This window comes from Bradyrhizobium sp. 62B (genome assembly GCF_030272265.2).
GTDB lineage: Bacteria > Pseudomonadota > Alphaproteobacteria > Rhizobiales > Xanthobacteraceae > Bradyrhizobium.
Map to the genome: position 1 here is coordinate 4,683,248 of NZ_CP092841.2, position 11,900 is coordinate 4,695,147.

General features: G+C 64.4%; 11 protein-coding genes. 8 read left to right on the forward strand and 3 right to left on the reverse strand.

The features are described 5' to 3' along the window. Positions 1–21: 21 nt before the first annotated feature. The 4 genes from ML401_RS22285 to ML401_RS22300 all read left to right on the forward strand — a co-directional run bounded on the left by ML401_RS22285 (position 22) and on the right by ML401_RS22300 (position 3,344). The gene (locus ML401_RS22285; RefSeq protein WP_211419032.1) at positions 22–429 is read left to right on the forward strand and encodes a carboxymuconolactone decarboxylase family protein; all 408 of its coding nucleotides are present in this window, start codon (positions 22–24) and stop codon (positions 427–429) included. 82 nt (positions 430–511) lie between these two features. Further along, positions 512–1,270 (forward strand): proteasome-type protease, encoded by a 759-nt coding sequence (locus ML401_RS22290; RefSeq protein ID WP_194403044.1) that lies wholly within the window; start codon positions 512–514, stop codon positions 1,268–1,270. A gap of 26 nt (positions 1,271–1,296) precedes the next feature. Beyond that, on the forward strand, positions 1,297–2,055 hold the full coding sequence (locus tag ML401_RS22295) for an SDR family oxidoreductase (RefSeq protein ID WP_259213459.1): 759 nt from the start codon (positions 1,297–1,299) through the stop codon (positions 2,053–2,055). Between the two features lie 347 nt (positions 2,056–2,402). Next, a complete protein-coding gene (locus ML401_RS22300; protein ID WP_285806930.1) occupies positions 2,403–3,344 on the forward strand; it encodes an IS110 family transposase in 942 nt (313 codons plus the stop codon). 63 nt (positions 3,345–3,407) lie between these two features. Here ML401_RS22300 and ML401_RS22305 read toward each other — a convergent pair whose 3' ends face one another. Then, on the reverse strand, positions 3,408–4,646 hold the full coding sequence (locus ML401_RS22305; RefSeq protein ID WP_285812721.1) for an MFS transporter: 1,239 nt from the start codon (positions 4,644–4,646) through the stop codon (positions 3,408–3,410). A 160-nt stretch (positions 4,647–4,806) separates the two neighbouring features. Between ML401_RS22305 and ML401_RS22310 the strand changes: the two genes are divergently transcribed. Next, complete coding sequence (locus ML401_RS22310) at positions 4,807–6,057, forward strand: NupC/NupG family nucleoside CNT transporter (protein WP_285806931.1); 1,251 nt, start codon at positions 4,807–4,809, stop codon at positions 6,055–6,057. Between the two features lie 114 nt (positions 6,058–6,171). Here ML401_RS22310 and ML401_RS22315 read toward each other — a convergent pair whose 3' ends face one another. Beyond that, positions 6,172–6,699, reverse strand: a complete 528-nt coding sequence (locus ML401_RS22315; protein ID WP_285806932.1) for a cupin domain-containing protein — start codon at positions 6,697–6,699, stop codon at positions 6,172–6,174. 222 nt (positions 6,700–6,921) lie between these two features. On the opposite strand from ML401_RS22315, the gene ML401_RS22320 reads away from it, so the two are divergent. Next, positions 6,922–9,051 (forward strand): glycosyltransferase family 41 protein, encoded by a 2,130-nt coding sequence (locus ML401_RS22320; RefSeq protein WP_285806933.1) that lies wholly within the window; start codon positions 6,922–6,924, stop codon positions 9,049–9,051. Between the two features lie 164 nt (positions 9,052–9,215). On the opposite strand, the gene ML401_RS22325 is transcribed toward ML401_RS22320, so the two are convergent. Next, complete coding sequence (locus tag ML401_RS22325; RefSeq protein WP_194403049.1) at positions 9,216–9,503, reverse strand: usg protein; 288 nt, start codon at positions 9,501–9,503, stop codon at positions 9,216–9,218. 378 nt (positions 9,504–9,881) lie between these two features. On the opposite strand from ML401_RS22325, the gene ML401_RS22330 reads away from it, so the two are divergent. Both ML401_RS22330 and groL read left to right on the forward strand, forming a co-directional pair. Then, positions 9,882–10,196: a co-chaperone GroES gene (locus ML401_RS22330; protein WP_211419027.1), complete on the forward strand. Its 315-nt coding sequence runs from the start codon at positions 9,882–9,884 to the stop codon at positions 10,194–10,196. Positions 10,197–10,240: 44 nt separating this feature from the next. Then, positions 10,241–11,881 carry a chaperonin GroEL gene (gene groL, locus ML401_RS22335; RefSeq protein ID WP_194403051.1) on the forward strand — a complete coding sequence of 547 codons (1,641 nt, stop codon included), beginning with the start codon at positions 10,241–10,243 and terminating at the stop codon, positions 11,879–11,881. Positions 11,882–11,900: the final 19 nt, after the last annotated feature.

Here is an 11,900-nt window from a genome sequence, read left to right on the forward strand (position 1 = left end):
ATCAGCCCCCGCGAGGTCCCCATGGCCACTGTCAAACTGCTCTCCGACGATGAACTCTCCCCTGAAGCGCGCGCCGTCTTCGACGATATCCGGAAAGTGCGGAAGTCGGACTTCGTCAACAATTTCTGGCGCGCGCTGGCGCATGATCCGAAGACGCTGCGGCGGACCTGGGAGAGCATCAAGGAGGTGATGGCGCCCGGCGCGCTGGACCCCAAGGTCAAGGAGATGCTCTATGTCGCGGTGTCGATCGCGCATGGCTGCAGCTATTGCATCCACTCCCACACCGCCGCCGCACGGGCCAAGGGCATGACCGAGGCCGAATATGCCGAGATGCTCGCCATCGTCGGCATGGCCGCGGAGACGAACCGGCTGGTCACGGCGCTCGGCGTTCCCGTCGACGAGGCGTTTCTGGTCGATGCGGCGGACTGAGGTCCCGCCCCGGGCAATCGGGGGTTTCATGCCTCCTTGAAATTGGCTAGTAATTCCGCGCAAACGCGTTCGGGGACTGGAAATGACCTATTGCTGCGGAATCCTGGTTCGGGACGGTCTGGTGATGATCGCCGACACCCGCACCAATGCCGGCCTCGACAACGTCTCGACCTTCCGCAAGCTGCACATCTTCTCAAAACCCGGCGAGCGCATCATGGCGATCGCCAGCGCCGGCAACCTCGCCATCAGCCAGTCGGTGCTCTCCACGCTGACCGAAGGCCTGGAGGACCCCAACACGGGCGAGCTCGAGACGCTGATGAACGCGCCGACCATGTTCCAGGCCGCCCAGCGCATCGGCCGGGCGATCCGGGCGGTGCACGCGACCGAAGGTCCGGCGCTGCGATCCGAGGACGTGTCCTTCGACGTCTCCTTCCTGTTCGGCGGCCAGATCAAGGGCTCCCGGATGCGCCTGTTCATGATCTACACCGCCGGCAACTTCATCGAGTGCACCACCGACACGCCCTATTTGCAGATCGGCGAGCACAAATACGGCAAGCCGGTGCTCGACCGCGCCATGCATTACGACGTCGAGCTCTACGAGGCGCTGAAGACCGGCCTGATCTCGATGGATTCGACCATGCGCTCGAATCTCGGCGTCGGCCTGCCGATCGACGTGCTGGTGGTGCGCGCCGACGCCTGCGAGGCCGACCTCAACCACCGTATCGAGGCAGGCGAGCCCTATTTCCACGACCTGCGCTCGCGCTGGTCGGCGGCGCTGCGCGCCGCGCATCAGAACATTCCACGCCCGCCCTACAAGAACGAAAAAGAACCCAAAACCTGACAGCTCCAGAGAAAAGGCAGGAAACGATGAGTGAAGCAAAGAAGATCGCCCTGGTGACGGGCGCGGGCACCGGCGTCGGCCGCGCGGCCTCGCTGGCATTGATGAACACCGGCTTCACCGTGGTGCTGGTCGGCCGCCGCCTCGACATGCTCGAGGAGACCGCGAAGCTCGGCCCCGCGGGAAAGAGCCTGTGCGTCACCGCCGACATGACCAAGCCGGATTCGATCGCCGCGCTGTTCGACAAGGTGAAGGCCACCTATGGCCGCCTCGACGTGCTCTTCAACAATGCCGGCATGGGCGCGCCCGCAGTGCCGTTCGAGGACCTCAGCCTCGAGCAGTGGCAGGCGGTGGTGAACACCAACCTCACCGGCCCGTTCCTGTGCACCCAGCACGCCTTCCGCATCATGAAGGACCAGAGCCCGCGCGGCGGCCGCATCATCAACAACGGCTCGATCTCGGCGCATGCGCCGCGGCCGTTCTCGGCGGCCTATACTTCGACCAAGCACGCCATCACGGGCCTGACCAAGGCCTCGAACCTCGACGGCCGCATGTACGACATCGCCGTCGGCCAGGTCGACATCGGCAATGCCGCGACCCCGATGACCGACCGCATGGTCAACGGCCCCGGCGTGCTGCAGCCTGATGGCACGACCAAGCACGAGCCGCGCATGGACGCCAAGGCGGTCGGCGATGCCGTCGCCTACATGGCCGGCCTGCCGCTCGATGCCAATGTGCTGACCATGACGGTGATGGCGACCAAGATGCCGTTCGTCGGACGGGGCTAAATCAAAAAACGCGAAAACAACCCCATGCACGGTAGGGATCTCATTGATTCCTCTGTGCTTCGCGGACGCAGCTTTCGGGGGCATCCAGCTCTTTCGGCTCGTGCCCCGGACGCTGCGCGGCATGCAATGACGCGCTGCTGAGCCGGGGCCCATGCCTCCGCGATCTCGGTTCTGGCGCTCTGGGTCCCTGTGTATCGAAATCCTGTCATGGTGGAGTGGGCGGGAAGCCGTTGGGTCCTTGGCGCTTGACGCCGTGAGCCGGCTCGGTCTCCCGCCCGTTCCATCTATCAACCTGAACAGTTGCACGAGGCTGCGCCAACAGACCACGCATCACAGGGACAGGCACCATGATCATACGCCCTCGTTACGTCGGAATCGACGTCTCCAAACGATATCTCGATATCTTCGATGAGAGCCTGGGCGTGCCGGAGCGCATCGCCAACGCGCCGCAGGCCATCACACAGATCGCGGCGCGTTGGCGATGCGATGTGCTGGTCGTCTTTGAAGCCACGGGCGTCTATGACCTTGAGCTTCGTGAGGCGCTCAACCAGGCTGGCATCCGCTTTGCCCGGATCAACCCGGCCCGGGCCCGGGACTTTGCGCGCGCCAGCGGCCAGCTCGCTAAGACCGACCCGATCGATGCCCGGATGCTGGCGAGCTTTGCCCGGGCCATGCAGCCTGCCGCTGAGCAGGCTGCCAATCCTGCCCGCAATGCCCTGGCGGGGCTTGCAAAACGGCGGGATCAACTGGTTCTCATGCGTGCCCAGGAGAAGAACAGGCGCAGCGAGGCCGAGGACCGCGCCATGGCCGATCGCATCGGTCGGCTCATTGAAGTCCTCGACAATGAGATCGCCGAAATCGAGGCCGATATTAGCGCGCTGATCAAGACTGAGCCGGAGGTCTCCGATGATGCGCAGTTGATGCGGTCACTTCCCGGCGTGGGCCCCGTAACCTGCATGCAGCTGATCGCGCAGATGCCGGAACTCGGAAAAGTGGGACCGAAGCAGGTGGCCGCGCTCGCCGGCCTGGCTCCCTTCAACGTCGACAGCGGCGCTTACCGCGGCAAGCGGAAGATCGTCGGGGGCCGAAAGCGCGTCCGCGATGCCCTCTACATGGCCGCTCTCAATGCGGTCCGCCGGGCCGATCCATTCAAGGCCTTCTACGCTCGACTGCGACAGGCCGGTAAACCTGCCAAGCTCGCTCTCATTGCCGTTGCCAGGAAGCTGTTGACGGTCCTCAACGCCATCATGCGCGATCGAAAGCCGTACCTGTACACTAGACCAACATAACAGTTGCCGGCTCTGCGCCGCAACGCTGGCGCGTTGCGACTTGTCCGGGACACAAGACTGCCTCTACTCCAAACTCTCCACTTTCCGCAGGCTCGGAAACAGCTTCATCCAGAGCAGCGCCACGGCGACCGTGGCGACGCCGCCGAGCACGGCGGCGGGCATGGCGCCGAGCAGCGCGGCGGCCACCCCGCTTTCGAACTGGCCGAGCTGGTTGGAGGCGTTGATGAAGAGGAAGTTCACCGCGCCGACCCGGCCGCGCATCTCGTCGGGCGTTGCGAGCTGCACCAGCGAGAAGCGGATCACGACGCTGATCGTGTCGGCGGCACCAAGCACGGCGAGCGCCAACACCGACAGCCACATCCAGGACGACAGCGCGAACACGATCGTGGCGAGGCCGAACACGATGACGGCCTGGAACATGCGCAGCCCCACATGGCGCGAGATGGCGTGACGTGCCAGCACCATGGTCATCAGCAGCGCACCGACCGCGGGCGCCGCGCGCAGCACCCCTAGCCCGACCGGGCCGGTCTGCAGGATGTCGCGGGCATAAATCGGCAGCAGCGCGGTGACGCCGCCGAACAGCACGGCGAACAGATCGAGCGAGATGGTGCCGAGGATCGCCGGATTGCTGCGGATGAAGCGGACGCCGGCGAAGATGTTGTCCGTCTCCGTCCCTTCCTTTGCGATGGCCTGCGGGCGCGGCCGGATGAAGCCGGTCAGGATCATTCCGAAGATCCAGAACAGCACCATCATGGCATAGGCGAGATGCGGGGCGATCGCATAGGCGAAGCCACCCAGTGCCGGCCCGGTGATGGTCGCGACCTGCGCCGCGCCGCTGGAGACGGCGGTGGCGCGCTGCAGCGATCCCTGCGGCGCGATCGCCGGCAGCAGCGCCGCCGTGGTCGGGCTCTCGAATGCGCCGGCGATGCCAAGCACGAAGGTCGCGACGAAGATCTGAACCTCGCCGACGGCGCCGAGATAGGTGATGATTGCGAGATAGAGCGCGGTCGCGGCCTCCACGGCCTGACAGAGCTGGACCACGCGCTTGCGCTCGAAGCGGTCGGCGGCGTGACCGGCAACGAACACGAGCAGCGCGGTCGGCAGGAACTGGACGAGGCCGACCATGCCGAGATCGAAGGCCGACCCTGTCAGATCGTAGATCTGCCAGCCGATCGCGACCGCCGCGATCTGGCTGGAAAAGCGCGACAGGCTGCGCGAGAGCAGGAAGAACAGGAAGGCGCGGTGGGCGAGAAGCGCGCGGGCGCTGACCTGTGGATGTCCGGATATTGGCTGCTCTGGCATCGCCTGCTGGGTCACCCTCGGACCGCTCTTCCCCTCGATGTCGAAGGGCTCCGCGTGACCGAGGCGGACCCGCTTGTCAACAGCGGGACGCATCCCGGATGTCCCGGCATTGCCTTTGCAGCGCAGGCGCGGCCATAATCATTGAGGGTTTGGGGACATCATGCTGCGCTTGCAATCGGCACTCGGCATTTTCGCATTGCTGTTGATCGCCTTCGCATTGACGGAGAACCGGCGCGCCGTGTCGCTGCGACAGGCGACGATCGGCCTCGTCGTCACCTTCGTCACCGCGATCATGCTGCTGAAGCTGCCGGCCGTCGCGCATGCCTTCGGCGCCATCAACGATGCGGTCGGCGCGATCTCCGCGGCCTCGCGCGCCGGCTCCGCCTTCGTGTTCGGCTATATCGGCGGCGGCCCCCTGCCCTTCGATCTCAAAGTGCCGGGCGCCGATTTCGTCCTCGCGTTCCAGGCGCTGCCGATCGTGCTGGTCATGAGCGTGCTGACGACGCTGCTGTTCTATTGGCGCGTGCTGCCGCCTGTTGTTCGCGGCATGGCCTGGCTGCTGGAGCGGACGTTGGGGGTCGGCGGCGCGGTGGGCCTGTCGACCGCCGCGAACATCTTTCTCGGCATGGTCGAGGCCCCGCTGTTCGTGCGGCCTTATCTGGCGCAGATGACCCGCAGCGAATTGTTCCTGGTGATGACCGGCGGCATGGCGGGCATCGCCGGCACGGTGCTGGTGCTCTATGCGACGCTGCTTGCTCCCCTCATCCCCGACGCCGCCGCACATTTCGTGATCGCGTCCGTGCTCGGCGCGCCGGCCGCGATCCTGATCAGCCTGATCATGGTGCCCGAAACCTCCGACAAGCGCACCGGCGGCACGCTGGAAGATCCCGAGATGGAGGTTGCCAGCACGATGGATGCGATCGTAAAGGGCACCAGCGCGGGGATTGAGCTGCTGATCAACATCGTCGCCATGCTGCTGGTGCTGGTGGCGCTGGTCTATCTCGTCAACGCGATCCTCGGCCTGCTGCCTCAAATCGGCGGTGCCGCCATCTCCCTGCAGCGCCTGCTCGGCCTCGTGATGGCGCCGGTATGCTGGCTGATGGGGTTGCCGTGGGATCAGGCCGTCACCGCCGGCAGCCTGATGGGCACCAAAACCGTGCTCAACGAATTGATCGCCTATGTCGACTTCTCGAAGCTGCCGGAAGGCGCGCTCGATCCGCGCTCGCGCCTGATCATGCTTTACGCGATGTGCGGCTTCGCCAATTTCGCCAGCCTCGGCATCATGATCGGCGGCGTGGGCGTGATGGCGCCGGAGCGGCGCGAGGAGATCAACGCGCTCGGGCTGAAGTCGATCGTGTCGGGGACGCTGACGACGTGCTTGATGGGGGCGGTGGTGGGGGTGTTGGCGTAGGTTTCTCCGCCGTAATTCCGGGGCCCGCGTAGCGGCGAGCCCGGAATCTATTCATCCACCGTCTCCGCCGCTCAATGGATTCCGGGTTCGCGCTACGCGCGCCCCGGAATGACGTCAGGCCTTCAACTCCACCGTCCTGAACTCCGCCGGCAGGATCACCTCCAAGAGCTCGACGTCGTCGGAGTAATCCAGGATCATGTGCTTGATCTTCGGCGGCTGGGTCCAGGCGCTGCCCTCTTTCATCAGCGTCTCGCCCTGCCCGTCCATGTAGGTCTTCACCCAGCCCTTGAGTACGTAGACCATCTGGAATTCGACGTCGTGGAAGTGCAGCTTCGAGACCTCGGCGGGATTGCAGGGGCCCTGCAGGCGGATCACATGCGCTTGCGCGAGACCGTGGGTGGCGTCGGCAATGCCGAGGTCGCGGTATTTGGCGTAGGCACGCAGGCCGTCGGCCTTGAAGTCTTCCTCACGGTGATGGCTGATCGCGATGCGTTGCCGCGGGCGCGCGGGCTTTTTCGCAGCCACAATGCGTGCCTTCGCCTTCACCGCCTTGCGCGCCGACGATCGCGCCGCGACCTTTGCGCCGCTGCGCTTCTTCACCGCGGCCTTCGTTGCGGGTCTTGATGCCTTTTGCTTGGCCATTGTCTGCCTCCCTGATCTGAGCCCCGCCCGCCGGACGGGCGGGGCCCGCAGGCAGATTATCCAGTCTTGGACGATGCGGCAATTGCGGGGCTCGAGGCTGGACGCGCCGAAGCACGACCAGAGTCGTAGCTTGTCCGAAGCTGTCGTCGTGAGCGGCCGTCGCCTCGTATTCGTTTCCCCGCTGAATTAATCTCGCCCGTGAGATTCTGGGGGACTTGATTCATGGGCAGCAGCGTAGGTCAGCGAGCATTTCAGAATGCCCGGCTTCAGAAACGGCAAAAAGCCGAAGTATTGCCGATGCTCAGCCATGCACTCCAGCTGCACAAGATGGGACTTTTGCCGGAAGCCCAGGCTGCCTACCGCAAAGCCCTGCAACTCGCGCCCAACCAAATCGTCGCGCTGCACATGCTCGGCATTCTGGAATCCGATGCCAAGAACTATCAGCAAGCCGAAATCCTGCTGAGCCGCGCGGTTGCCGCGGATCCGCGATCCGCCGATGCGCATATGAGCCTGGGCGTCGCTCTCAACGGATTGCGGCGTCACGACGAGGCCCGCGCGAGCTATCGAAGAGCCCTCGCCTTGCGGCCCAACCACGCGGTAACGCTCTCCAATTTCGGCAACGCGAGCGCGGCCCTCGACCTTCACGACGAGGCGCTGCACAGCTACGACAAGGCGCTCGCACTCGACCCGAACCTTGCGGAAGCCCATAACGGCCGCGGTTGGGCGCTCTGCCGTCAGCGCAACTATGACGAGGCGATCACAAGCTTGAACCGCGCGCTGTCGATCAAGCCCGACTATGCGGCGGCGCTCGCGAACCGCGCCGTTGTGTTACGGGAGCTTCAGCGTTTTGACGAAGCCCTGGCGGACGGCAATCAGGCCATCGCGCTGGCTCCCGACGACGCGAATGGGTGGCTCGCGCGGGCCGGTGTCCTGCTCCAGGTCCAGCAAATTGCCGAGGCATCGCGCGATTGCGAACAGGCGCTGGCGATCGCTCCCGATTCCATTCAAGGTCATTTGGTGCTGGGCCTTTGCCTCGCCGGACTTGGCCGGGTCGACGAGGCCCTCGCGAGTTTCGACAGGGCTCTCGACATCCAGCCTGACCTGCAGAGCGCGATCTCCAACAAGATATTCACGCTCGACTTTGCCGGCGACGCCACCGTCGAGCGGCATCAGCAGGCGCGTCAGATGTGGTGGGAACGCGTCGGCGCGAAGATCGCCCTGGAGACGCCGAGACCGCATGACAACAATCGCGATCCGGATCGCCGCCTGGTGCTCGGCTATGTCTCGTCGGACTTCAACGCGCATTCGGCCGCGTTGATCTTCATGCCGGTCCTTCAGCACCATGACCGGGCGCAGTTCGAGATCGTGTGCTACGCCTGCTCGTCGAAAGTGGATGCGACGACCAGCCAATTCCGGGAGATCGCCGATCGCTGGCGCGACGCTTCGCAATGGACCGAAGATCGCCTCGCCGACGAGATCCGCGCCGACGGCATCGACATCCTGATCGATCTGTCCGGCCACACCAGAGGGAACCGCCTCGGCGTGTTTGCGCGCAAACCGGCGCCGATCCAGGTCCACGGCTGGGGCCACGGCACGGGCACCGGGCTGCCGACGATCGACTATTTGATTTCGGACCCGGTCGCGATTCCGCACGAGGTTCGGCATCTGTTTGCGGAGACGGTCGTCGACCTGCCGTGCTTCGTGACGCTGACGCCACTGCCGGCCGAGATTGCGCGGGCGCCAACCCCGGCGATCTCGAACGGCTTCGTCACCTTCGGCGTCTTCAACCGCATCAGCAAGATTTCGGACGAGGCGGCGGACGTCTGGTCCAGGATTCTCGAACGCGTGCCGGGTTCGCGACTGCTGATCAAGGATGTCGCGCTGGACGACCGGCTGATCCGCGAAAATCTGCTGGCGCGGTTCGAGGCTTGCGGAATTCCGGCCGAACGCGTCGAGCTGCTCGGCGCCACCTTGCGAAGCGAACATCTGGCATCGTTCAATCGTGTCGATATCTGTCTCGACCCGTTCCCGCAGAACGGCGGCGTCAGCACATGGGAAGCCTTGCAGATGGGCGTGCCTGTGGTCGCGAAGCTCGGCAACAGCCTGCCCAGCCGTGCCGCCGGCTCCATCCTCACGGCGCTCGGCCTGCCCGACTGGGTCACCGACAGCAATGAGGCCTATATCGACATCGCAACGAGCCGCGCCCTGGAGATCGGCGAGCTCGACAAGTTGCGCCTCGCATTGCCCGACAAGATCCGGACTGCCGCCGCCGGCAACCCCGTCTCCTACGGGCGAGCGGTGGACGAGGCCTATCGCGCGATGTGGCAGCGCTATTGCAGCAGTGGCGCCTGATCGCGCCTCGGGCGACGACAGCGCGTTCGCACGGCGCAGCTCCAACCGAGATATCGTAGGGCGGGCAAAGCGAAGCGTGCCCACGCATCTCTAACCTGATCGGAAAAAGCGCGGGCACGGCGCGCGAAGAGCGCGCATTTGCCCGCCCTACGAGACCGGTGTCCTCAATGCAGCCGGAACACGCCGTCCACGGCGCGCAGCTCGGCCGGCTTGATCAGCTTGGAATGCGCCACGGTGACCGAATGGAGGGGGCCGTCAAGCTTCTCCTGCCAGAATGCCAGGAAATCCTTCAGCGCCGGGAATTTCGGAAACATGTCGTAGTTCTGCCAGACATAGGTCTGGAGCAGCGAGGGATGATCCGGCATCCGGTAGAGAATTTGCGCCGTCGTCAGCCCGTAACCCAGCATCTGTTTCCGGAAATCCTCGGAAACGACCCCACTCCGCAAGCCCATGCCAACCTCCTTTGCAGGAGCGCATTCAAGGGGCGGCTTGGTCGGTGTGCGCCTTACGAGCCACCCGGTACTGATGCGCTCACATGAGAGAAATGTGACGCAAACTGACAATCCATCTCAAGCCCAAAAGTTTAACAAGCTGTTGAAATTCAATGCGTTAGCAGCAGATGCGGCACCGTGCTAATACGGTCCCTAAACCCGGTTAACGATGGAAAGACATTCTGGCAGCCCAGCCTTCAGAGCGCCAAATTTTCTGCTAGAAGCCCTTGCCCCCGCAAAATTCCTGTCCTATTTCAGCCTTGCTCGTGCTAGCACTCGCGGGCACCGATTGCTAACAATCTCAAAACCTCAACCCGAGCAAATGCTTAGGAGGACTGCATGAAATTCCGTCCGCTTCACGACCGCGTCGTGGTCAAGCGCATCGACGCAGAAGAGAAGACCGCTGGCGGCATCATCATTCCCGACACTGCCAAGGAAAAGCCCTCCCAGGGCGAAGTCGTCGCCGTCGGCCCCGGTGGCCGCGACGAAGCCGGCAAGCTGGTCCCGCTCGACCTGAAGGTCGGCGACCGCGTGCTGTTCGGCAAGTGGTCCGGCACCGAGGTCAAGATCGACAACGTCGACCTGCTGATCATGAAGGAAAGCGACATCATGGGCGTCCTCGACGTCCCCGCTTCCAAGAAGAAGGCGGCCTAAGAGCCCCTCTTTCCCTCCAATCAATACCTCAAGGAAAAATCCAGATGGCAGCCAAAGAAGTCAAATTCTCGGTTGATGCGCGCGACAAGATGCTGCGCGGCGTCGACATCCTTGCCAACGCAGTGAAGGTCACGCTCGGTCCGAAGGGCCGCAACGTCGTCCTCGACAAGTCGTTCGGCGCTCCCCGCATCACCAAGGACGGCGTCACCGTCGCCAAGGAGATCGAGCTCGAGGACAAGTTCGAGAACATGGGCGCGCAGATGGTGCGCGAAGTCGCCTCCAAGTCCGCTGACGCGGCCGGCGACGGCACCACCACCGCCACCGTGCTGGCCCAGGCAATCGTGCGCGAAGGCGCCAAGTCGGTTGCCGCCGGCATGAACCCGATGGACCTCAAGCGTGGTATCGACCTGGCCGTGGAAGCCGTGGTCGCCGACCTCGTCAAGAACTCCAAGAAGGTCACCTCGAACGACGAGATCGCCCAGGTCGGCACCATCTCGGCGAACGGCGACCAGGAGATCGGCAAGTTCCTCTCCGACGCCATGAAGAAGGTCGGCAACGAGGGTGTCATCACCGTCGAGGAAGCCAAGTCGCTCGAGACCGAACTCGACGTCGTCGAGGGCATGCAGTTCGACCGCGGCTACATCTCGCCCTACTTCGTCACCAACGCCGACAAGATGCGCGTTGAGATGGACGATGCCTACATCCTCATCAACGAGAAGAAGCTCTCCTCGCTGAACGAGCTGCTCCCGCTGCTCGAGGCCGTGGTGCAGACCGGCAAGCCGCTGGTCATCGTCGCCGAAGACGTCGAAGGCGAAGCGCTCGCGACCCTGGTCGTGAACCGTCTGCGCGGCGGCCTCAAGGTCGCGGCCGTCAAGGCTCCGGGCTTCGGCGATCGCCGCAAGGCCATGCTGCAGGACATCGCGATCCTGACCGGCGGCCAGGCGATCTCGGAAGACCTCGGCATCAAGCTCGAGAACGTCACGCTCAACATGCTCGGTCGCGCCAAGAAGGTGATGATCGACAAGGAGAACACCACGATCGTCAACGGCGCCGGCAAGAAGGCCGACATCGAGGCGCGCGTGGCCCAGATCAAGGCGCAGATCGAGGAAACCACCTCGGACTACGACCGTGAGAAGCTCCAGGAGCGTCTGGCCAAGCTCGCCGGCGGCGTCGCGGTGATCCGCGTCGGCGGCGCGACCGAGGTCGAGGTGAAGGAGCGCAAGGATCGCGTTGATGACGCGATGCATGCGACCCGCGCGGCTGTGGAAGAAGGCATCGTCCCGGGCGGCGGCGTCGCCCTGCTCCGTGCCTCCGAGCAGCTCAAGGGCCTGCGCACCAAGAACGACGACCAAAAGACCGGCGTCGAGATCGTGCGCAAGGCGCTGTCGGCTCCCGCTCGCCAGATCGCGATCAACGCCGGTGAAGACGGCTCGGTGATCGTCGGCAAGATCCTGGAGAACAAGACCTACAATTACGGCTTCGACTCCCAGACCGGCGAATATGCCGACCTCGTCAAGAAGGGCATCATCGACCCGACCAAGGTGGTCCGTACCGCGATCCAGAACGCAGCCTCGGTTGCGGCCCTGCTGATCACCACGGAAGCCATGGTCGCCGAGCTGCCCAAGAAGGGCGGCGCCGGCCCGGCAATGCCCCCCGGCGGCGGCATGGGCGGCATGGACTTCTAAGTCCAACGACCTCTCAAGA